The organism is Paucibacter sp. TC2R-5 (genome assembly GCF_025717605.1).
GTDB classification, from domain to species: Bacteria; Pseudomonadota; Gammaproteobacteria; order Burkholderiales; family Burkholderiaceae_C; genus Paucibacter_A; species Paucibacter_A albus.
The window spans coordinates 140,535-161,968 of the sequence record NZ_JAJIRQ010000004.1 but is presented as its reverse complement, the minus strand read 5'-3'; the positions used below and the strand labels follow the sequence as shown (position 1 = coordinate 161,968).

Below are 21,434 nucleotides of genomic sequence, written 5' to 3'. Positions count from 1 at the left end.
ATGATGCCATGCTCGGCGAGCCCGTACTGGAACAGGGTTATTCGCGAGCAGGCCGAAATGCTCAATTCAAAAAAAAGCCGCCCTCGTAAACGGGAGCGGCTTTGTTGTGAGCTTGCCGTCGCTGAACCAAGTCCAAGACGGCAAACCGAGCAGGATCAGCGCTTGCTGAACTGCTTCCTGCGACGGGCGCCGTGCAGACCGACCTTCTTACGCTCGACTTCACGCGCATCACGCGTGACGAAGCCGGCGCGGCTCAGTTCGGACTTCAGGGTTGCGTCATAGTCGATCAGAGCGCGTGTGATGCCGTGGCGCAATGCACCGGCTTGACCCGACTCACCACCACCATGAACGTTCACCTTGATGTCAAAAGTCTCACCATGGTTCGTCAACAGCAAAGGCTGCTTGGCGATCATGATGGAGGTTTGACGACCAAAATAGTCACCGATGGCTTTGCCATTGACGACGATTTGGCCAGTGCCCTTCTTGATGAAGACGCGAGCGACCGACGACTTGCGGCGGCCTGTACCGTAGTTCCAGTTTCCGATCATCATCGTTCCTTAGATTTCCAGAGCCTTGGGCTGCTGAGCGGCATGCGGATGCGTGTCACCGGCATAGACCTTCAGCTTCTTCACCATGGCGTAGCCCAAAGGACCCTTGGGCAGCATGCCCTTGACAGCCTTCTCCAGCGCGCGGCCTGGATGCTTGGCTTGCATGTCCTTGAACTTCGTGGCGTGAATGCCGCCTGGGAAGCCCGAATGACGGTAGTACACCTTGTCATTGGCCTTGTTGCCAGTGACACGCAGTTTTTCTGCGTTGATGATGACGATGAAATCGCCGGTATCTACGTGAGGCGTATAAATGGCTTTATGCTTGCCGCGCAAACGGAGTGCCACTTCGCTGGCAACACGTCCGAGCACCTTATCGGTGGCGTCAATCACAAACCACTCGTGCGTCACTTCTGCCGGTTTGGCGCTGAAGGTCTTCATGAGTTACTTTCGAATGCTGGCTCCAAAACGGAACTCAGCGGTCGGATGGCTGATTTAGATTTTTGCGTCCATTTACTTTCGCCCACCAGGCAAGAGCCCGGCCAACGTTTCGACTTCGCTCGGTGTTGCTTATTGGGAACTAGGCCCGCCAAAGCAGCTTGATGCCGCCCCAACTACCCCGCTCTCGCAACCTCTCACGCTGAACGCAAAAACTTCTTCCCCGCAGCCAAATACGGAAAAGCCGACCATTCTAGCAGGATGTCGCCGAAAATTACTAGGCTTGGCAGGCCTGCGACACAAATCGACCTCCGAGCCGGCTTTGACCGACTCTGGGTTAAAATTAGGGTTAACACCAATAATTCAGCCTCCCCTCTAGCCTCGCACCATCGCATGAAGTCCAAGCCCAATCCAAGCAACAGCACAACGCCGCCTGAACCCGCAAGTTCAAACGTCGGTACGCTTGCCGCATGGGCACCCTCGGCCGCTTTGAAGCGCATGAGCAATTGGATACCGATTCGCTCTCTGGGCCGGCAACATCGCAAGCGGATTGCTTTGCACTTGCTGGCGCTGACCGAGCGTGACCGCTACCTGCGCTTTGGCTATGCAGCGGGAGACGATCAAATCAGTCGCTACGCGATGGCGATGGATTTTGACCGGGACGAAGTTTTCGGCATCTTCAATCGCAAACTCGAACTCATTGCGATGGCGCACCTGGCTTACTCCCCACAGCCGCAACGCGCCGGCCTGCCCGCCATGGCCGAGTTTGGCGTTTCGGTCTTGAGTCAGGCGCGGGGCCGCGGCTTGGGCGCGCGCCTGTTTGAGCGCGCTGCGCTACACGCACGCAACCGCGGCATCGACACGCTCTTCATCCATGCGCTGAGCGAGAACGGCGCCATGCTCAAAATCGCACGCAACGCCGGCGCGACGGTGGAACGCGACGGCTCGGAATCAGAAGCTTGGCTGCGCCTGCCGCCCGACACCGTGTCATCCCATGTTGGCGAAGCCATTGAGCGCCATATGGCCGAACTGGACTTTCAGTTCAAACGCCATGTGCGTGTCATTGGGCAAATCATCGACGGCGTGGCCGAGGTGAAGTCCAAGTTCAGCGAGGCCGGCAAGGCCGCCAAGCTGTAAAAAATTTTCGGCCGCCCACCACCCAAACCGGGGGTAGCTACCAAGCCTATTTGTCACAACGATGCGCTACATTGCCCGAATAAGCACTGGACATACAGTGCAAACCTAATAAATGGCGGTCGAGGGCAATGCAAATCACCATTCCGTGGATAGTCGCTTTGGTCGTGGGCAGCAGCCTGCTTGCCTTTCTTGCGGCATGGGTCTTGCGTCGCCCGAAGAACGCCGCCAACAAGCCCCTGCCTACCGAATGGGCGCTGACGGCACGTCCAGTCTTCAGCGCCGACGAACGCCGCGTCTACCGCTTGCTCAAAGAAGCGCTGCCTCACCATGTGATTTTGGCCAAACTGCCGATGGTGCGGTTTTGCCAGCCCACCGAAGCCAGCGAAGTGCGCTATTGGTTCGAGTTGCTGGGCGCTATTAACGTGACTTTCGCGATTTGCAGCCCCAACGGCCGCGTCTTGGCCGCTGTTGACCTGGACAGCGAGCGCGGTATTTCCGGGCGAGGCCTCCAAATCAAACAATCGGTGCTGGGCGCCTGCCGGGTGCGCTATCTGCGCTGCGCTATCGACAATTTGCCCAGCGCTGCCGAATTGCAGCTCTTGGTGCCCTTCAGCAACAGCAATTCGCGCGGCCCTCAACCTGCTCCCGCGCCCCACAGTGCAATCAATGCGCGCAGCCCCATCAATGGTTCGACTCCACGCCGCAGCGGCGCGAGTACTCAATCGATTGCCGGCGGCAATGCGGCCAGCACCAAAGGCCGCAACAGTCTTTGGCAAGACTCTGCCGTCTTTCATGACTCTTTCTTCGCGCCGGATAGCCGCTTTGACACTGCTGCAGGGCCCGACCTGCCTCGCATGGCACGCAATAGCAGCGCAGGCGCACACAGCGTGACGCCGTTTGGTGAAGCCTTGGGTGGCGAGTCGCGTTACCCCGATGAAGCACCCAATGACATCGTCGGTCTGGTAGTTGATTCCCCCCGCTATGGTGGCCGCTTGCCTCGTTAAGCGTTGCAGCGAAAATTTGCGCTGATACTAGGGCGTCAGGCCAGTCGGTCTGACGCCGTTTCTTTTTCTGCCACTCAATGACCCCAGACCTCGATCGCAGCTTCGGCAACCTGACGCCCGAATTCATGCTGGACGCCCTCGACGCCGCCGGCCTTTACGGCGACGGCCGCATGCTGCAGCTGAACTCGTATGAGAACCGCGTGCTGCAGTTGCATCTGGAAGATGGGCGGATTGCGGTCGCCAAGTTTTACCGGCCCGGCCGCTGGACCGACACGCAGATTCTCGAAGAACACCTATTCGCCTTGGAGTTGGCCGCGGCGGAAGTACCGGTGGCTTCACCCTGGACGCTTGCCGACATCAAGGGTCAGTTGAAACTGAGTGGCAGGCCGGCAACGCTGGCCCATTTTGGCGATCAGCGCTTTGCCGTCACACCGCGCCAGGGTGGCCGCGCACCGGAGCTAGATGATCCCGAAGTATTGACCTGGATAGGTCGCCTGCTCGCGCGCCTGCATCTGGTGGGCCGGCAACGGCCGTTTGAACATCGCTTGAGCTGGGTTGGGGCTGAACCGGGTCAAATCGCCCGAGATTGGCTACTCGCCAACCAAACACTGCCGGTTGAAGTCGCAAGTGCCTGGGAAACGGTCGTCAATGCTTGCTTGGCCCGCATTCAAACCGCGTTTGATGCAATTCCGGATTTGCAACTGCTGCGCCTGCATGGTGACTGCCATCCCGGCAACATTCTCTGGACGCCCGACCACGGCCCCCATTTTGTCGACTTGGACGACGCCGTCACCGGCCCGGCCGTACAAGACCTATGGATGCTCTTGTCGGGCGACGCGCTGGCCACGCGACAGCAGCTAGCCTGTGTGCTGGAGGGCTACGAAACGGTCGCCAAGTTTGACCGCCGCGAGCTGAAGCTGATTGAGCCGCTGCGCACGCTGCGCATGATTCATCACAGCGCCTGGCTGGCCAAGCGCTGGGGCGATCCGGCCTTCCCGCGTGCCTTCCCCTGGTTCGGCACGCCCAACTACTGGCACGACCAAGTCGCCAAGCTGAATGAACAACTGGAGGCGATGCGGCCAGCGGATGAAGTCGTGCTGGACAACTTCAGAGACGACGACATCGCCTTTGACGAGGGCTTCAAATAGCCCCCGTCAAAAACCATCAGCCCAGCAGCATCGCGTTGACACGCCGCACATAAGCGGCCGGGTCTTCCAGATGGCCGCCTTCGGCGAGCACAGCCTGATCGAAGATCACGTTAGCGAGGTCGTCGAAATGAGCCTCACTGCTGCTCAGCTTCTTCACCAGCGCATGCTCCGCGTTGATCTCCAGCGTCGGCAGGCTCACAGGTGCGGCTTGACCGGCTTGCTTGAGCAGGCGCGCCAAGTGGCCACTCATATCGCCCTCTTCAACGACGATACAGGCGGGCGAGTCGACTAGGCGTGTCGACACGCGCACATCCTTGGCGCGGGCCTTGAGCGTTTCCTTCAGACGATCCAGCAGCGGCTTGAAGGTCTCGGCATCGGCCTCGGCCTTCTTCTTTTCGTCCTCGTCTTGCAGCTTGCCCAGATCGATGGAGCCCTTGGCGACCGACTGCAGCGCCTTGCCTTCGAACTCATACAGATGCGAGAGCATCCACTCGTCGACACGGTCGACCAGCAGCAAGACCTCGATGCCCTTCTTGCGGAAGATCTCCAGCTGCGGGCTGTTCTTGGCGGCGCTTAAAGAGTCGGCAGTGATGTAGTAAATCGCTTCCTGATCGTCCTTAGCGCGCTTCAGATAGTCGGCCAGCGAGACGCCCTCGTCGGCGTGCGTCGAGGCAAAGCGCAAGAGCTTGGCCAGGCGTTCCTGGTTGGCGTGATCCTCGCCAATGCCTTCCTTCAAGACCGAGCCGAAGTCCTTCCAGAAGTCGGCGTACTTAGCGCGCTCGGCCGCATCTTCGCTGTCGGCCAGCGTTTCCAGCATCGACAAGACGCGCTTGGTCGAGCCTTCGCGGATCGCCTTGACGTCACGGCTTTCTTGCAGCAGCTCACGCGAAACGTTCAGCGGCAGGTCGGCCGAGTCGATCACACCCTTCACAAAGCGCAGGTAGACCGGCATCAGCGCCTCGGCATCGTCCATGATGAAGACACGCTTCACATAGAGCTTGACGCCACCGCGCTTGTCACGGTTCCACAGATCAAACGGTGCCTTCTTGGGGATGTAGAGCAGCTGCGTGTACTCGCTGCGGCCTTCAACGCGGTTGTGCGTGTGGGCCAGCGGCGCTTCGGTGTCGTAGCTGATCTGCTTGTAAAACTCGTCGTACTGTTCTTGCGTAACTTCGCTCTTCGAGCGCGACCACAGCGCTGAGGCCTTGTTCACCGGCTCCCACTCGTCCTTCAGGACTTGGGTGGACGCCTCCGGATCCCACTCTTCCTTGCGCATCAGGATGGGCAGCGAGATGTGGTCGGAGTACTTGCTGATGACCGACTTGAGGCGCCAGGTCTTGAGGAATTCTTCCTCGCCTTCACGCAGATGCAAGATCACATCGGTGCCGCGGCCGAGCTTGGTGATGGTCTCGACTTCGTAGTCGCCGGTGCCTTCCGAGGTCCAGCGCACTGCGGCATCGGCGGCGACGCCGGCGCGGCGGGTTTCAACGGTGATGCGGTCGGCGACGATAAAGCCCGAGTAGAAACCGACGCCGAACTGGCCGATCAGATTGGCGTCCTTCTTCTGGTCGCCTTCAAGCTTGGCCATGAACTCACGCGTGCCGCTCTTGGCGATGGTGCCCAGATGCGAGATCGCCTCTTCCTCGCTCATGCCGATGCCGTTGTCGCTGATGGTGACGGTGCGGGCGGCCTCGTCAAAGCTGACGCGTACTTCCAGGTTCGGTGCGTCTTCAAACAAGGCGGCGTTGTCGAGCGCTTCGAAGCGCAGCTTGTCGCAAGCGTCCGACGCATTGGAGACCAGCTCGCGCAGGAAAATTTCCTTGTTGGAATAGAGCGAATGAGTGACCAGGTGCAGGATCTGCTTGACCTCGGCCTGGAAGGCATGGGTTTGCTTTGTCATGATTTGCGCTTCTTTCAAATGGCTGAAAACGGTGATGAGCGGTCGGCTTGAGCCACCACCCACCTGAGCTTGCGCCCGTGCACCCGATGTGGGGTCGTCTCGGCCGGCTTCAAGACCTATTGCACGCCGACAGCAGCACTTGCCCACATCACTGCCAGAATGCCGCCCATGAGCAATTCCCCCAATGAGTCTCTGACCCCAAAAGCGCGCGTCGTCCTGTACTGGATGGATCTGGCCGGCGTGGCCGTATTTGCCATCAGCGGCGCCTTGGCTGCGATGCAGGCCAGGCTCGATCTATTCGGCGTCTTGGTGCTGGCCGCGATCACCGCGATCGGCGGCGGCACGCTGCGTGACATGCTCTTAGGCCGGCATCCGATCTTCTGGATGCGCGACACCCGCTACATCAAGGTGATCGGCCTGACCGCAATGCTGACCGCCTTGGCCACCCAGATGGCCAGCGGCTGGGGTCAAGTCTTGCAGACCGGCAATGGCGCACTCTTGATCGCCGACACCCTCGGCCTGGCCTTGTTCGCCCTGTGTGGCGCCGAAATTGCCGAGGAGGCCGGCAAGCCGCGCCTTGTCGTCGTGCTGCTGGGCACCATCACCGCCAGCGGCGGCGGCGTACTGCGCGACCTGATGACGGGCCAAGTGCCGCTGCTGCTGCGCCGCGACATCTATGCGAGTGCGGCCATCGGTGGCATCAGCGCCTATCTGCTGCTGCGGGCCTTAGGGGTGCCGCGCCAGCTGGCCTTTTTTGCCGGCATGTTGACGGTGGTGGCGCTGCGACTGGCGGCGCTGCACTACGGCTGGCAGTTGCCTGCGCCGCAGCTCAGCCAATAAATTCAGTAAGACAGCGTCCGCTTGGCCACATCAACCCGCAGCAGCGCCTTGCTCAAGGCGCTGCTGGTGGCTCGCGCGAAGTCGAGTGCCCAGGCGGCATCTGCAAAAGCAGCCGGCCCCGCCGTGCTGGCAACGCCCAGGATTTTGTCGGCCAGCAAGACCTTGCCGGTGCCCCGCATAGGCGCGCAATCATGCTGGATGAATTGCTCATCCAGCCATTGACGGGCGGCTTCGAAGCTCAAGACTTCGGCCTCGTCAACGACCAAATCGAACTGCTGAATCGGACTAAAAACGACCTTCACGAGACTGCGCATCGCTGGCCTTTGTGGGCTTGTGACGCGCCGATTCTGGCCTAGAAATCAGCCGCGTGCCGCTTTTACAGCATCACTGAGCAATTCCATCACCTTGAGCGAATCGTCCCAGCCCAAGCAAGCGTCGGTGATGCTCTTGCCGTATTCCAACTTCTTAGCGTCGTCCTTGCCGGGGGTGAACTTCTGCGCACCGTCGATCAGATGGCTTTCAACCATCACACCAAAGATGCTGGTGCTGCCGGCCTTGATCTGCGCCGCAACGTCGGCAGCAACGTCCACCTGCCTCAGGTGCTGCTTGGAGCTGTTGGCATGCGAGCAATCCACCATCAGCGTGGTATCGAGCTTGGACGCGGCCAGATCCTTGCAAGCGGCTGCCACGTTCTCGGCGTCGTAATTGGGCGCCTTGCCGCCGCGCAAAATCACATGGCAATCCTTATTGCCCTTGGTCTCGACGATGGCGACCTGACCATTCTTGTGCACCGACAAAAAGTGGTGCGGGCGGGCCGCGGCCTGGATGGCATCGGTGGCGATCTTGATATTGCCGTCGGTGCCATTCTTGAAACCGATCGGTGCGGACAGGCCCGAGGCCAACTCGCGGTGCACCTGGCTTTCGGTCGTGCGTGCGCCGATCGCGCCCCAGGAAATCAGGTCGCCAATGTATTGCGGCGAAATCACATCGAGGAACTCGGAGCCGGCCGGCATGCCCAAGCGGTTGATCTCCAACAGCAACTGGCGCGCGATGCGCAGGCCTTCGTCGATGCGGTAGCTCTCGTCCAAGTAGGGGTCGTTGATCAAACCCTTCCAGCCCACCGTGGTGCGCGGCTTCTCGAAGTAGACGCGCATGACGATCTCCAGCGTGTCGGCGTATTTCTCGCGCTGCACCTGCAGCTTGCGGGCGTACTCGATCGCAGCGGCCGGATCGTGGATGGAGCAGGGGCCGATGATGACCAGCAAACGGTCATCCTTGCGCTGCATGATCTTGCGGATCTTGGCGCGTGTGCCGGCAATCAGCGGCTCCATCGGCGTGCCGCGAATCGGGAAGAAGCGGATCAGGTGTTCCGGCGGCGGCAGCGGCGTGACGTCGACGATGCGCTGGTCATCGGTCTCGCTGGTTTTGTCCTGCGGCGAGTACCAACGTTCGGCGGTGGCCTCAGCTTTCACATTCTTGGCGTTCATATCGTGGCGGTCTTTCTGATTCTGATTCGATGAGCAAAAAAAAACCGCCGGGGGTGAACCCGGCGGTTTTCAGAAATTTGATTTGCGTTTTTGGTTTACGCGTTCGCCTCTCTGCCGCCGGTGCGGTATGAGAACCAAAAGAATGTATAAAACTTTTGCGTAGGCATGACTTGAATGTAGCACGCGAATATTGCAGCCCAGCCGCACTGCGGCTAGCGCGCAACAATCAAGCCGTGCCGCCGACCGTCAGGCCGTCAATACGCAGCGTTGGCTGACCGACGCCGACCGGCACGCTCTGACCCTCTTTACCGCAGACGCCGACGCCGGTGTCGAGTTGCATATCGTTGCCAATCATGGTGACGCGGGTCAGCGCCTCGGGGCCGCTGCCGATGATGGTGGCGCCCTTGACCGGGTACTGAATCTGGCCGTTTTCGACCCAAAAGGCCTCACTGGCCGAGAACACGAATTTGCCCGAAGTGATGTCGACCTGACCACCGCCGAAATTGGTCGCGTAGATGCCCTTCTTGATGCTGGCGATGATTTCCTTGGGATCCTTGTCGCCGCCGAGCATATAGGTGTTGGTCATGCGCGGCATCGGCACATGGGCATAACTCTCACGTCGGCCGTTGCCGGTCGGCGCCACCTTCATCAGGCGCGCATTCATGGCGTCCTGGATATAGCCCTTCAGGATGCCGTCTTCGATCAAGACATTGCGCTGCGAGGCGCAACCTTCGTCGTCGACATTCAGTGAACCACGGCGATCCGCCAGCGTGCCATCGTCCAAGACCGTCACACCCTTGGCCGCCACGCGCTGGCCGATGCGGCCGGCAAAAGCGCTCGAACCCTTGCGGTTGAAGTCACCTTCCAGGCCATGGCCGATCGCCTCGTGCAAGAGCACACCGGGCCAGCCGGGGCCAAGCACCACGGTCATCTCGCCGGCCGGGGCCGGGCGTGACTCGAGATTCGTCAGCGCCGCATTGACGGCTTGATCGACATAGCTGGAGATCATTTCGTCGGTGAAATAGGCCAAGCCAAAGCGCCCGCCGCCGCCGCCCGAGCCGACCTCACGCCGGCCGTTGCTTTCGGCAATCACGGTCACGCTCAGGCGCACCAGCGGCCGCACATCGGCGGCCAAGGTGCCGTCCGCGCGTGCTACTAGGATCACCTCATGCTCGGCGGCCAGGCCTGCCATCACCTGCGCCACCCGCGGGTCTTTGCCGCGCGCCATGCGCTCGGTACGCTCAAGCAAAGCAACCTTTTCGGTGCTGTCGAGGCTGGCAATCGGGTCGGCCGGGCCGTACAGCGAGCGGCTCTTCGACACGGTAGGGTTGGCGGGCACCTTGACGCGGCGGCTTTGGCCGGCGGCGGCAATCGAGCGCACCGTCAGGGCCGCATCGATGATGGCGGCCTCGGAGATATCGTCGGAATAGGCGAACGCGGTCTTCTCGCCGGCCACGGCGCGCACGCCCACGCCTTGGTCGATGCTGAAGCTGCCGCTCTTGACGATGCCCTCTTCCAGGCTCCATCCCTGGGAGCGGGTGTGCTGGAAGTAGAGGTCGGCGTCGTCGACGCGATGCTCGGTGATCAGCCGCAGCGCTTTGGCCAGCAAGGGCTCGCTGAGGCCGTAAGGCTCCAGCAATTGGCTACGGGCTGCTACCAGGCGGGCAAGGGTGGGTTCGCGCGAAATCATGACTTCATTGTAGGAGGGACCGGTCCAGTTCGCTCAAAGGCAAATCACGGGCTCGCAAGGGCCCAAGCCGCCAAGGCCTCGAACACCAAACGCAGGCGCGGCGTATCGCGCAGTTCGCGGTGAGCGGTCAACCACAGCGGCAGCGGCGCTATCGGCATTTCGGGCAACACTTGTTGAAGATCTGGATCGCGCGCGGCCCCGCGCTGCAGCCCCACGGCGATACCACAGCCGGCCCGCATCGCCTCCCAGATCGCCACGTGGCTGTCGCTGCGCAAACCGAAAAACTCGCGCGTCACCGGAAACCCTGCCGCCGCAAAGCCGCGCAGCAACTGGTCGGAGCGGTCATAGCCCAGCCATTGGTGCTGGCCCATCGTTGCCACCGTCGGCACGCCGTGGCGGGCCAAATAGCGCCGGTGCGCATAGAGCCCTAGCGGCCAGTCAGCCAGCTTGCGCGCCACCAACATGCCTTGCTCGGGCCGCACCATGCGCAGCGCAATGTCGGCGCTGCGCTCCAGCAAATTTTCGACCTCGTCGCTGGCGACCAGCTCAAGCTGAATCTCCGGATGGTCGAGCCGCATCTGCGCCAAGAACTCGGGCAAAAAATAGCAGCAGACGATCTCGCTGGCAGTGATGCGCACCGTGCCGGCCAGGCTCTTTTCTCGAGCCGCCAGCGCCATGCTCAGCTCTTGCGCACCCTCGCGCATGCGCCTTGCGGCCGGCAGCAGCGCTTGGCCTGCTGCCGTCAAGCTCAGACCTCGCGGGTGACGCTCGAACAAGCTTTGGCCAAGTGAGGCCTCCAAGGCCGACAACTGCCGACTCAAGGTCGGCTGACTCTGACCCAGCAAGCCCACGGCGCGACTCAAAGAGCCCGCTTCAGCCAGCCCTAAAAAAATCTGAACCTGCGACCAATCAAGCACACGGCCTCGCCATTCATTTTTGAATACCTGAATTGCATGATAGCCACTTCCGAATTGACCTCAAGCGACTCAAACTGCAGCCCAAGCAATCGTGATAACAACAGCAGGACTCGCTATGCAAACCTCCATTTTGATTCTTGGTGCGGCCGGCCGCCTTGGCCAATGTTTGACGCGCACCTTCGCCGCAGCCGGCTGGCAGGTGATCGCGCAGGCACGTAAGCCGCTGCCGGATGAATTGAGCAAACTCGCCAATGTACGCACGCTGAACTGCGACGCGCTTGACCGAGCCGCCCTGCTCAAGGGCGCACAAGGTGCCACCGTCGTCATCAACGCCTTGAACCCGCCCTATACCGAATGGCATCAATTGCTGCTGCCGCTGGCCGACGCGGCGCAAGCGACGGCCAAGGCACTCGGCGCTTTGCTGATGTTGCCCGGCAATGTCTACAACTTCGGCAGCGAATTGCCCAGCGTGCTGACGCCCAACACACCCGAGCGAGCCAACACCCCTAAAGCCGGCCTGCGCATCGAGATGGAGGCGCGCATGGCTGCTGAGCCGGGCTTGGACTCAGTGGTGCTGCGGGCCGGTGATTTCTTTGGTGGTCCGGGGACTGGCAGTTGGTTCGATCTGGCCCTGGCCTCCAAGCTCAAAAGCGGCCGTTTCATCTATCCCGGCCCGCTGGACCAGACCCATGCCTGGGCCTATCTGCCCGATCTGGCCGAATGCTTTGTGCGCGTCGCTGAAAAGCGCAGTGACTTGAGCGGCCATCACCGCCTGCACTACGCCGGCCACTCGGTCGAAGGTCGAGTCATGCAGCAAGCCTTGGAGCAAGCCTGGGGCCAGCCTTTGAAGACAGGCGGTTTGCCTTGGCTGGCGATTCGCCTCGGATCTCCATTCGTCGCCAGCTGGCGCGCGATCGCCGAGATGCGCTACCTGTGGCTGCGTCCGCACCGTTTGGATGACACCGAGCTGCGCCTGCTGATCGGTGAGCCGCCTCAAACGCGGCTGGTCACCGCGCTGCAAGACAGTCTGGTCGCACTCGGCATGCCTGCCGCAGGGGTGGCAGCAGGGTCAGCAGGGGCAACGGCAGGAGCGACAGCATGATGATCAATGCCGCCCGACTTACCGCCAAACTGGACGGCGATTTCGTCGTCTTCATGATAGGTATGCGCATCAACAAGCCCCTCAAGGTGCACAAATGGTGGCCGGTGGCGGCCGCCATGCCGCGCATGTTGAGCGAGCTCGAAAAAAACCCCGAGCTGGGCTTCTTGCATGGCGAAAGCTGGTTTTCTCGCACCCTGATCATGGTGCAGTATTGGCGCTCGATGGAACATCTGCTGGCCTACGCCAAGAACCGTGAAGCCGCGCACTTGCCGGCCTGGACGGCCTTCAACAAGGCCATAGGCGACGATGGCTCGGTCGGCATCTGGCATGAAACCTATGCGGCCAGCCCAGGCAGCTACGAGAACATCTACGTCAATATGCCGGCCTTTGGCCTCGGAAAGGCCGGCAGCTTGCACTCGGCTTCGGGGGAGATGAAATCGGCTGCAGCGCGTTTGGATCGGGCCCGCAAGAGCCAGGCAAGGGCGCCTCAATAGCCGTGGCGACGCGCCGACCTCGCCTATTGCTCGCGTGCTTTTTTCTGCGCCAAAGCGAAGTCATACAGCCGGTTGCGCGAGCTGCCGCTGATTTCGGCCGCCAGCGCCACCGCCTGCTTCAAGGGCAACTCGGCGCTGAGCAGCGCCAGCACGCGCAGCGCCTCGGCAGGCAGCTCGCCCTCAGAAGCTGCTTCCGGCTTGAGCGCATGCAGCACCAGCACAAACTCGCCACGCTCACGCTGAGCGTCCGCAGCCATCCAGGCCGGCAACTCGGCCGCCAAGGCCGTGTGGACGGTTTCAAACTGCTTGGTCAGCTCACGACTGACGGTGACCTTCTGCGCCGGACAGACTTCGGCCAAGAGCTCGATCACCGCTTTGATGCGGTGCGGCGCTTCAAACAAGACCTGACTGCGCGGCCGGCCACACAGCGTCAGCAAAACCGTGCGACGCTCGGCCGCCTTGGTCGGCAAGAAGCCAGCGAACTCGAAGCCCTGCGCCACCGTGTCGCCCGCCACGCTCAGCGCCGTCACCGTGCTGCTGGCGCCGGGAACGGGAAAAACTCGCAGACCTGCTGCGGCCACCGCCGCCACCAGCACCGCGCCGGGGTCGGAGATGGCGGGCGTGCCTGCGTCGCTGATATAGGCGATGCGCTCGCCCTGTTTGAGTCGATCCACCAGACTCGCGCTGGCCTCATGCTCGTTGTGCTGGTGCAGCTTCAAAAGCGGCTTGTGCAGGCCGAGATGGCGCAGCAGGCCAGCGCTGACCCGGGTGTCCTCGCAAGCCACTGCGTCAACCAACCCCAGCACATGGGCGGCGCGGAAGGTGATGTCGGCCAGATTCCCGATCGGCGTGGCCACCACATACAGCGTGGACGCGGGATACTGCTGACTCCCGGCCGCAGCGGCGGCGGCCTGCATCATCAGCAGGGAGGCATCGGCAACTATGTTCAAGTGGGGCTCTCCCAAGATTCTCGGATCGGCGGCGGAAGACCTGGCGCTGCGCTACTTGCAGCAGCGCGGTCTGCGCCTGGTGGAGCGTAATTATCGGGTCGCCGCCGGCCCGGGCGCGCGCGGCGGTGAAGTCGATCTGATTCTGGGCGACAAGGACGGCACGCTGGTGTTCGTCGAGGTACGTGCCCGCGCCAGCCTCTCACATGGCGGCGCAGCGGCCAGCGTCACGCCGGCCAAGCAGCGCCGGCTGATCTACGCCGCGCAGCATTACCTCTTAAGCAAAGCCAGTCCGCCGCCCTGCCGCTTTGATGTGCTGGCGATAGACGGTGAAGCCATCGAGTGGATTCAGGCGGCATTTGAGCTCGGAGGCTGAGAACCTCTCCCTCGCTTATGATCGCGCCCCATGCTAGAGCAACGCATCCAACAACAATTCTTCGAGAGCGCCGACCTGCTGTATCAGGCCGCCGAGACCCTGTCACGCCCGCTGGCCAGCGCCGCGCAAATGCTGCTGGACGGCATCACCGGCGGCGGCCGCGTACTGTGCTGCGGCCAGGGTCTTTCGGCACTTGACGCCAGCTATATGGCCGCTCTGCTGGTCGGCCGCTTCGAGCAGGATAGGCCGGGCTTGGCCGCATGGAGCCTGGACACCCAAGCCCATGGCAGCAGCTCGGAGCTGGCAGCCCTAACGCGCCAGATACAGGCACATGGGCACCCGGGCGATCTGCTGCTAATCTTTGACTCGCGCCAAACGGGTTTGGGCCAATGGGCCGAGGTTCTTGGGGCCGCGCATGAGCAAGACATGAGCGTGATCGCCATCACCGGCAGCGCCAACGATGAGCTGCAAGGCTTGCTGCGCGACACCGATGTACAAATTCGCGTCCATCACCCCCGCAGCGCCCGCGTCGCCGAGGCGCAGCGCTTGCTCGCCCACTGCTTGTGCGATGCGGTCGATGTTCAATTGCTGGGTGACGGCGAATAAGCCGGCCCTTTCTCCAGGAAAACCATGACTATTCGAGCTGCCTCATCACTCCACAAGCTTTCGCGCCTCCCGGTGCTCTTGCTCGCCTTGGCAGGCGCCGTCGTCAGCAGCGCCTGCGTGCCGCTGGCCGTGGGCGGCGCCATGGTCGGCGGCGGCTTGATGGCGACCGATCGCCGCACATCGGGCGCCCAGGTGGAAGACGAGGGCATCGAATACAAGGCCGGCGCTCGCATCCGCGAGCAACTCGGCGACCGAGTGCACGTCAACGTCAACAGCTATAACCGCATGGTATTGATTACCGGTGAGACGAAAACCGAAGCCGACCGCGCCAAGTTAGAGCAAATCGTCGCCGGCGTTGAAAACGTCAGCCGTGTGCTGAACGAGACGGCCGTGACCTTCCTGAGCTCCTACACCAGCCGCTCCAACGATGTGTTGATTGCCACCAAGGTCAAGGCCAGCTTGGTCGATGCGCCCGACTTGATCTCAAACGCCTTTTACATCGTGGTCGAACGCGGTGAGGTCTTCATCATGGGCCGGGTCACCGAGCGCGAGGCTGCTCGTGCGGTCAGTATTGCGCGCGGCGTCAGCGGCGTGACAAAAGTGGTGCGCGCCGTTGAGATCATCAGCGAAGAAGAGTTGGCGCGGATGCTGCCCAAGCCTGCTAAGGCCGAGGCAGCAAAGTAAAACTCAAGTCACGCTCAAGTCAAACGTTTGATCAGGCTGGAGGTATCCAGCCTGCCACCACCCGCCGCTTGAACATCGGCATAGAACTGATCAACCAGGGCGGTCGCCGGCAGCCTTGCGCCGTTGCGGCGCGCCTCATCCAGCACCAGACCCAGATCCTTGCGCATCCAGTCGACGGCAAAGCCGAAGTCGAACTTGCCGTCCACCATGGTCTTGCCACGGTTGTCCATCTGCCAGCTCTGCGCCGCGCCCTTGCCGATCACGTCCAGCACCTGCTTCATGTCCAGGCCAGCCTTGTCCCCAAAGGCAATCGCCTCGGCCAAGCCCTGAACCAGGCCGGCGATACAGATCTGATTGACCATCTTGGCCAACTGCCCAGCGCCCGATTCGCCGACCCGCGTGACCGCCTTGGAGTAGGCCATCGCCACCGGCTGCATGGCCTCGAATGGGCCTGCGTCACCGCCGCACATCACCGTCAACGCCCCATTGACGGCGCCAGCTTGCCCGCCCGACACCGGCGCATCGACAAAATGCAAGGCCCGCTTTTTTGCTTCGGCATGCAGTTCGCGCGCAACTTCCGCCGAGGCGGTCGTGTGGTCAACAAAGATCGCACCCGACTTCATGCCAGCGAATGCGCCTTGCGTGCTCAACACCACCCAGCGCAGATCGTCATCATTGCCGACGCAGGCGAACACCATGTCAGCGCCCGCCGCGGCCTCGGCCGGCGTGGCGGCCGAGGCGCCGCCGTATTCAGCCACCCAGGCCTGCGCCTTGGCCGCCGTGCGGTTGTAGACCGTCACCGCATGGCCGGCGCGCTGCAAATGGCCGGCCATGGGGTAGCCCATGACGCCCAGGCCCAAGAAGGCAAGTTTGAGGGGTGCAACGGATTCGTAGGTTCTTGTGTTCATAGACAACTATCTAAACAATCGTGAAATGTTCGGTCCCGGCCGACATGTCTTCGGAGCGGGCCCGCTCGCTATTGAGCTTGATCTGCAGGCGCAAATCATTGACTGAGTCGGCGTTGCGTAGCGCATCTTCGTAGGTGACCTTGCCGGTCTCGTAAAGATCAAACAAGGCCTGGTCAAAAGTCTGCATGCCTTGCTCACGCGAGCGCTTCATGATTTCCTTGATCTCGCCGATCTCGCCCTTGAAGATCAAGTCGGAGATCAACGGTGAGTTGAGCATGATCTCGACCGCCGCGACTCGGCCCTTGCCTTCGCGACGCGGCAGCAGGCGCTGCGACACCAAGGCGCGCAAGTTCAGCGACAAATCCATCAGCAGCTGGGCGCGGCGCTCCTCGGGGAAGAAGTTGATGATGCGGTCCAGCGCCTGGTTGGCGCTGTTGGCGTGCAGCGTGGCCATGCAGAGGTGACCGGTCTCGGCGAAGGCGACTGCGTGCTCCATGGTCTCGCGATCGCGCACCTCACCCATCAGGATCACATCGGGCGCTTGCCGCAGTGTGTTCTTCAGCGCCTGCTCCCAACTGTCGGTGTCGATGCCGACTTCGCGCTGGGTGATGATGCAGTTCTTGTGCGGGTGCACGAACTCGATGGGGTCTTCGATCGTGATGATGTGGCCGAAGGTCGTCTGGTTGCGCTCATCGACCATGGCCGCCAGCGAAGTGCTCTTGCCCGAGCCAGTGGCTCCGACCACGATCACCAGGCCGCGTTTCTCTTGCACCACTTTGCGGAGCACGGGCGGCAAGTCCAGCGAGGTAATGGTCGGTACATCGGCCGGAATCGTGCGCAACACCAGACCGACCGAGCCCTGTTGAATAAAGGCGTTAGCCCGGAAGCGCCCGACACCTTGCGGCGAAATAGCGAAATTGCATTCCTTGCTGCGCTCGAACTCGGCCGCCTGCTTGTCGTTCATGATGGCGCGCGCCAGTTGCAGCGTGTGCTGGCCGGTCAAGGGCTGGGGCGAGACCTTGGTGACCTTGCCGTCAACCTTGATGGCAGGCGGGAATTCCGCCGTCAAAAATAGGTCCGAGCCTTTTCGGGAGATCATCAAACGCAAGAGGTCGTTGATGAATTTGGTGGCTTGATCGCGTTCCATGATTTTTGCGTTTCCCTGAGCGAAGCATCATTTGACCCGCCGCAATATAGCGGTGCCACCAAAAATAGATCGAGTGATTAGCCCGGAAAGTTCTCCGGAAACTTCGCCTTGGCTCGGGCTTCCGACGGCGCAATGATGTTGCGCCGCACCAGATCGGTCAGATTCTGATCCAAGGTCTGCATGCCCTGGCTATTGCCCGTCTGGATGGACGAATACATCTGCGCCACCTTGTTCTCGCGGATCAGATTGCGGATCGCCGAGGTGCCCAGCATGATCTCATGCGCTGCCACTCGGCCGGTACCGTCCTTCAGTTTGCACAGGCTTTGCGAGATCACGCCGACCAGCGACTCCGACACCATCGCCCGCACCATTTCTTTTTCAGCCGCCGGGAAGACGTCAACGATACGGTCCACCGTCTTGGCGGCGGAGCTGGTGTGCAGGGTGCCGAAGACCAAGTGGCCGGTCTCAGCCGCAGTCAGCGCCAGCCGTATCGTCTCCAGATCGCGCATTTCACCGACCAGCACCGCGTCCGGGTCTTCGCGCAGCGCCGACTTCAGGGCGTTGGCAAAGCTCATCGTGTGCGGCCCGACCTCGCGCTGGTTGATCAGGCTCTTTTTTGATTCATGCACGAATTCGATCGGATCCTCGATGGTGAGGATGTGGCCGTATTCGTTTTCGTTCAGGTGATTGACCATGCCGGCCAGCGTGGTCGATTTACCCGAGCCAGTCGGCCCGGTCACCAGCACCAAGCCGCGTGGGCGCAGGGCCAGCTCGGCAAAAATCTTCGGCGCGTTGAGCTGCTCAAGCGACAAGATCTTGGACGGGATGGTCCGGAACACCGCGCCGGCACCGCGGTTGTGGTTGAAGGCATTGACACGAAAGCGCGCCAGACCCTGAATCTCGAACGAGAAGTCGACCTCAAGAATCTCCTCGTATGCCTTGCGCTGCGAGTCGTTCATGATGTCGTAGACCATATCGTGCACATCTTTGTGCTCGAGCGCCTCGACATTGATACGGCGCACGTCGCCGTTGACGCGGATCATCGGCGGCAGGCCGGCCGAGAGGTGCAGGTCGGAGGCCTTGTTCTTGACCGAGAATGCCAGTAATTGAGTGATGTCCATATGTGTGGGCAGATGAGCTGAGGGCCATTATGGCGACGATCGCAAAAAACATACAAGAACAGCACGAGCGCATCAATCGGGCCTGCACCCAAGCCGGGCGAGCCGTGCAAAGCGTCACATTGCTGGTCGTCAGCAAGACTTTTCCGGCCAGCGCGGTGCAAGCAGCTTATGAAGCCGGCGAGCGGCGCTTTGGCGAGAACTATGTGCAAGAGGGTCTGGACAAAATCGCAGAGTTGAGCGCGCTGCGCCAGCAGCTGGAGTGGCATTTGATCGGCCCGCTGCAGAGCAACAAGACCCGGCCGGTAGCCGAGAACTTCGATTGGGTGCATAGCGTGGACAGGCTCAAGACCGCGCAACGTCTGGCCGAGCAACGCCCTGCCGAACTGCCGCCCTTGAATGTCTGCTTGCAAGTCAATATCAGCGGCGAGGCCAGCAAAAGCGGACTGTTGCCGGCTGAGGTGGCGGCGCTGGCCTTGGCCGTTAGCGAACTGCCTCGCCTTCGTCTGCGCGGCTTGATGGCTATTCCTGAGCCGGCCGCTGACTTCGAAACTCAGCGGCAAGCGCACCGCGCCCTGGCCACCTTGCTGACCGAGGTGAATCAGCAACTCGGCCTGCAGATGGACAGCCTGTCTATGGGCATGAGCGCCGATCTGGAAGCGGCGGTTGCCGAGGGCGCGACGCTGGTACGCGTGGGCTCGGCGATCTTTGGCGCGCGCCAATACGGATGAGTACAAAACTCATCTACGCCTTGGCGGTCTTTGCGGCCTTGTTGCAGGCACCACGCAGCCAGGCCGAGCCGGCCAAGTTCGAGGACTCGATCGCCCAGCGCGCGCAAGCTTGCACGCTGTGCCACGGGCGAGAAGGCCGCGCGGCGGCAGACGGCTATTACCCGCGCCTGGCCGGCAAGCCGCAGGGCTATCTCTACAAGCAATTGCTGAATTTTCGCGATGGCCGACGCCATTACGGCTTGATGAGCGATCTGATCGACCCCTTGAGCGACGCTTATTTGAATGAGTTGGCCGGCTACTTCGCGGGCTTGAGCCTGCCCTATCCGCCGGCGCAAAAGCCCGGTCTGGACGCCGCGGCCTTGGCCAAGGGCAAGCAGCTGATTTTCAATGGTGATGCGGCCCGCAAGCTACCTGCCTGCGTGCAATGCCACGGTCAGGCTTTGACGGGCGTGCAGCCCTTCATCCCCGGCCTGCTGGGCCTGCCGCGCGACTATCTGAATGGGCAGTTAGGAGCTTGGCGCAGCGGCCAGCGCAGCGCCGTCGCACCGGACTGTATGGCCAAGATTGCCAAGCAGTTGCAGCCCGAGGAGATCAACGCGATCTCGCATTGGTTGGCAGGGCAAGACCTGGCCCTGGGCAGCAAACCGGCGCTGGCTTCACTGGCAAGCCTGCCCGCGGCCCTGCCGCTTGAATGCGGTGGTCTGCAATGAAGGCCCGTCTGCTTGCTGTGGCCTTGCTCGCTGCGCTGGCGCTCGCCGGCGCGGTGGTCTACGGGCTCAATCATCTGGACGAGGCCGCGCCAACTCAAAGCGCCGCGGCAACAAGCCCGGCCATGGTCGAGCGCGGCGCCTACCTGGCCCGCGCCGGCAACTGCATGGGCTGCCATACCCAGCGCGGCGGCGCCCCCTATGCGGGCGGGCGCGCCTTGCCCACACCTTTTGGCGACGTCTTCGCGCCCAATCTGACGCCCGACCCGGCGACCGGCCTGGGTCAATGGACGAGCAATGATTTCTGGGCTGCGCTGCACAACGGCCGCAGCAAAGACGGCCGCTTGCTGACGCCCGCCTTCCCCTACACCAACTACGCCTTGGTCACGCGTGAAGATGCCGATGCCTTGTTCGCCTATCTTCAAAGCTTGCCGGCCGTCGCCCAGGCGAATCGCGCCCATGAGCTGCGCTTCCCCTACAACACCCAGCCGGCCATGGCGGTCTGGCGCGCCCTCTATTTCCGCCCGGCCGTATTCAAACCCGACGCCGGACGCAGCGCCGAATGGAACCGGGGCGCCTACCTGACTCAAGGCCTGGGCCACTGCAATGCCTGCCACGCGCCGCGCAACAGCCTGGGCGCCACGCCAGCGGCCACCGATTTCTCGGGCGGCATGCTGGCGCCCTTGGCTTGGTATGCCCCGTCGCTGCACGACCCCGCCGAAGCCGGTGTGGCCGACTGGCCGGCGCAAGACTTGCGGCAATGGCTGAAGACGGGCAGCAGCGCAAGCTCAAGCGCGCTCGGCCCCATGGGCGAGGTGATTCTGGGCAGCACGCAGTTTTTGAACGAGGCTGATCTGGCGGCCATGGCCACTTATCTGCAAAGCCTGCCGCAACATGCTGCCGCTAAAAGCACGCAGAGGCGACCCGAGCCGGCGCTGCGCGAACTCGGGAAAGCCTTGTACGCCGACCATTGCGCACGCTGTCATGGCGAGCAAGGCGAGGGCGTCAAAGCCGCTTACCCCGCGCTGGCAGGCAGCCGCAGCGTGCAAATGCAAAACCCGGCCAATCTTTTACGCATCATTCAACGCGGCGGTTTCGCCCCCGCTACCGCCGGCAATCCACGCCCCTACGGCATGCCGCCCTTTGCCGGCATCTTGAGCGACACCGAGCAGGCCGCCTTGGCCAGTTTTGTACGCAATGCCTGGGGTAACCAGGCCGCCGACGTGCGGCCGCTTGACGTCTTGCAACTGAAGACCCAACGCGTCAACTGAAACCCGGCTGCGCCCGGCCTCCCAGCCAAGCGCCGCTGCGCGCAAGCCCCCATTCGGGGGTTTCCCCCGCACCAAGCGGGTACTTTGTCACGCATGTGGCGGATAGCTTTGGTCACAAAACAGTCAAACCCTCCGACACTGCCTCTGCCGCGTTTTTTGGCGCCGACAGCCTCAAGCCAGACCTGCACTGCCGACTCTGAAATGCGTCAAATTTCACGAAGCCAATGTGCGGCGAGC

General features: G+C 62.0%; 23 protein-coding genes. 12 read left to right on the top strand and 11 right to left on the bottom strand.

The window, feature by feature from the left end:
- Positions 1-155: 155 nt before the first annotated feature.
- Positions 156-548: a 30S ribosomal protein S9 gene (gene rpsI, locus LNV08_RS10745; RefSeq protein ID WP_263519022.1), complete on the bottom strand. Its 393-nt coding sequence runs from the start codon at positions 546-548 to the stop codon at positions 156-158.
- Between the two features lie 9 nt (positions 549-557).
- The gene (gene rplM / locus LNV08_RS10740; RefSeq protein WP_263533701.1) at positions 558-986 is read right to left on the bottom strand and encodes a 50S ribosomal protein L13; all 429 of its coding nucleotides are present in this window, start codon (positions 984-986) and stop codon (positions 558-560) included.
- A 495-nt stretch (positions 987-1,481) separates the two neighbouring features.
- Between rplM and LNV08_RS10735 the strand changes: the two genes are divergently transcribed.
- From LNV08_RS10735 to LNV08_RS10725, 3 genes are all read left to right on the top strand, one after another.
- Positions 1,482-2,120: a GNAT family N-acetyltransferase gene (locus LNV08_RS10735; RefSeq protein ID WP_263533700.1), complete on the top strand. Its 639-nt coding sequence runs from the start codon at positions 1,482-1,484 to the stop codon at positions 2,118-2,120.
- Positions 2,121-2,248: 128 nt separating this feature from the next.
- Positions 2,249-3,124, top strand: a complete 876-nt coding sequence (locus tag LNV08_RS10730) for a DUF2726 domain-containing protein (RefSeq protein WP_263533699.1) — start codon at positions 2,249-2,251, stop codon at positions 3,122-3,124.
- 77 nt (positions 3,125-3,201) lie between these two features.
- A complete protein-coding gene (locus tag LNV08_RS10725; protein WP_263533698.1) occupies positions 3,202-4,272 on the top strand; it encodes a serine/threonine protein kinase in 1,071 nt (356 codons plus the stop codon).
- 16 nt (positions 4,273-4,288) lie between these two features.
- On the opposite strand, the gene htpG is transcribed toward LNV08_RS10725, so the two are convergent.
- The gene (gene htpG, locus LNV08_RS10720; protein WP_263533697.1) at positions 4,289-6,172 is read right to left on the bottom strand and encodes a molecular chaperone HtpG; all 1,884 of its coding nucleotides are present in this window, start codon (positions 6,170-6,172) and stop codon (positions 4,289-4,291) included.
- Between the two features lie 168 nt (positions 6,173-6,340).
- Between htpG and LNV08_RS10715 the strand changes: the two genes are divergently transcribed.
- The gene (locus LNV08_RS10715) at positions 6,341-7,012 is read left to right on the top strand and encodes a trimeric intracellular cation channel family protein (protein WP_263533696.1); all 672 of its coding nucleotides are present in this window, start codon (positions 6,341-6,343) and stop codon (positions 7,010-7,012) included.
- A 2-nt stretch (positions 7,013-7,014) separates the two neighbouring features.
- Here the strand turns inward: LNV08_RS10715 and LNV08_RS10710 are convergent, their stop codons facing one another.
- The 4 genes from LNV08_RS10710 to LNV08_RS10695 all read right to left on the bottom strand — a co-directional run bounded on the left by LNV08_RS10710 (position 7,015) and on the right by LNV08_RS10695 (position 11,106).
- Positions 7,015-7,326 carry a hypothetical protein gene (locus LNV08_RS10710; protein ID WP_263533695.1) on the bottom strand — a complete coding sequence of 104 codons (312 nt, stop codon included), beginning with the start codon at positions 7,324-7,326 and terminating at the stop codon, positions 7,015-7,017.
- Positions 7,327-7,371: 45 nt separating this feature from the next.
- A complete protein-coding gene (locus tag LNV08_RS10705; RefSeq protein ID WP_263533694.1) occupies positions 7,372-8,499 on the bottom strand; it encodes a 3-deoxy-7-phosphoheptulonate synthase in 1,128 nt (375 codons plus the stop codon).
- Positions 8,500-8,725: 226 nt separating this feature from the next.
- Positions 8,726-10,189, bottom strand: coding sequence for a metalloprotease TldD (tldD, locus tag LNV08_RS10700; protein WP_263533693.1), 1,464 nt, complete (start codon positions 10,187-10,189; stop codon positions 8,726-8,728).
- A gap of 44 nt (positions 10,190-10,233) precedes the next feature.
- On the bottom strand, positions 10,234-11,106 hold the full coding sequence (locus tag LNV08_RS10695) for a LysR family transcriptional regulator (protein ID WP_263533692.1): 873 nt from the start codon (positions 11,104-11,106) through the stop codon (positions 10,234-10,236).
- Between the two features lie 115 nt (positions 11,107-11,221).
- Here LNV08_RS10695 and LNV08_RS10690 point away from each other — a divergent pair, with 115 nt between their 5' ends.
- Both LNV08_RS10690 and LNV08_RS10685 read left to right on the top strand, forming a co-directional pair.
- Positions 11,222-12,208: an NAD-dependent epimerase/dehydratase family protein gene (locus LNV08_RS10690; RefSeq protein ID WP_263533691.1), complete on the top strand. Its 987-nt coding sequence runs from the start codon at positions 11,222-11,224 to the stop codon at positions 12,206-12,208.
- Positions 12,205-12,702, top strand: a complete 498-nt coding sequence (locus LNV08_RS10685) for a DUF4188 domain-containing protein (protein ID WP_318014114.1) — start codon at positions 12,205-12,207, stop codon at positions 12,700-12,702. The genes LNV08_RS10690 and LNV08_RS10685 overlap by 4 nt, the downstream gene beginning before the upstream one ends.
- Before the next feature lie 23 nt (positions 12,703-12,725).
- Here the strand turns inward: LNV08_RS10685 and rsmI are convergent, their stop codons facing one another.
- Entirely contained in the window at positions 12,726-13,652 is a 927-nt protein-coding gene (rsmI, locus tag LNV08_RS10680; RefSeq protein WP_414858717.1) for a 16S rRNA (cytidine(1402)-2'-O)-methyltransferase, read from the bottom strand.
- Between rsmI and LNV08_RS10675 the strand changes: the two genes are divergently transcribed.
- The 3 genes from LNV08_RS10675 to LNV08_RS10665 are packed head-to-tail and all read left to right on the top strand — an operon-like array spanning position 13,645 to position 15,315.
- The gene (locus LNV08_RS10675; RefSeq protein WP_263533690.1) at positions 13,645-14,025 is read left to right on the top strand and encodes a YraN family protein; all 381 of its coding nucleotides are present in this window, start codon (positions 13,645-13,647) and stop codon (positions 14,023-14,025) included. The two genes, rsmI and LNV08_RS10675, sit on opposite strands and share 8 nt — an antisense overlap.
- Positions 14,026-14,055: 30 nt before the next feature.
- Entirely contained in the window at positions 14,056-14,631 is a 576-nt protein-coding gene (locus LNV08_RS10670; protein WP_263533689.1) for an SIS domain-containing protein, read from the top strand.
- A gap of 24 nt (positions 14,632-14,655) precedes the next feature.
- The gene (locus LNV08_RS10665; RefSeq protein ID WP_263533688.1) at positions 14,656-15,315 is read left to right on the top strand and encodes a BON domain-containing protein; all 660 of its coding nucleotides are present in this window, start codon (positions 14,656-14,658) and stop codon (positions 15,313-15,315) included.
- A gap of 14 nt (positions 15,316-15,329) precedes the next feature.
- Here the strand turns inward: LNV08_RS10665 and LNV08_RS10660 are convergent, their stop codons facing one another.
- From LNV08_RS10660 to LNV08_RS10650, 3 genes are all read right to left on the bottom strand, one after another.
- Positions 15,330-16,223: an NAD(P)-dependent oxidoreductase gene (locus tag LNV08_RS10660; RefSeq protein ID WP_263533687.1), complete on the bottom strand. Its 894-nt coding sequence runs from the start codon at positions 16,221-16,223 to the stop codon at positions 15,330-15,332.
- A gap of 10 nt (positions 16,224-16,233) precedes the next feature.
- A complete protein-coding gene (locus LNV08_RS10655; RefSeq protein WP_263533686.1) occupies positions 16,234-17,370 on the bottom strand; it encodes a PilT/PilU family type 4a pilus ATPase in 1,137 nt (378 codons plus the stop codon).
- 77 nt (positions 17,371-17,447) lie between these two features.
- Positions 17,448-18,491 (bottom strand): type IV pilus twitching motility protein PilT, encoded by a 1,044-nt coding sequence (locus LNV08_RS10650; protein WP_263533685.1) that lies wholly within the window; start codon positions 18,489-18,491, stop codon positions 17,448-17,450.
- A 29-nt stretch (positions 18,492-18,520) separates the two neighbouring features.
- Between LNV08_RS10650 and LNV08_RS10645 the strand changes: the two genes are divergently transcribed.
- The 3 genes from LNV08_RS10645 to LNV08_RS10635 are packed head-to-tail and all read left to right on the top strand — an operon-like array spanning position 18,521 to position 21,197.
- Positions 18,521-19,219, top strand: coding sequence for a YggS family pyridoxal phosphate-dependent enzyme (locus LNV08_RS10645; protein ID WP_263533684.1), 699 nt, complete (start codon positions 18,521-18,523; stop codon positions 19,217-19,219).
- Positions 19,216-19,929, top strand: a complete 714-nt coding sequence (locus LNV08_RS10640) for a c-type cytochrome (RefSeq protein WP_263533683.1) — start codon at positions 19,216-19,218, stop codon at positions 19,927-19,929. Before LNV08_RS10645 ends, LNV08_RS10640 begins: the two co-directional genes overlap by 4 nt.
- Positions 19,926-21,197 carry a c-type cytochrome gene (locus LNV08_RS10635; RefSeq protein WP_263533682.1) on the top strand — a complete coding sequence of 424 codons (1,272 nt, stop codon included), beginning with the start codon at positions 19,926-19,928 and terminating at the stop codon, positions 21,195-21,197. The genes LNV08_RS10640 and LNV08_RS10635 overlap by 4 nt, the downstream gene beginning before the upstream one ends.
- Positions 21,198-21,434 lie beyond the last annotated feature (237 nt).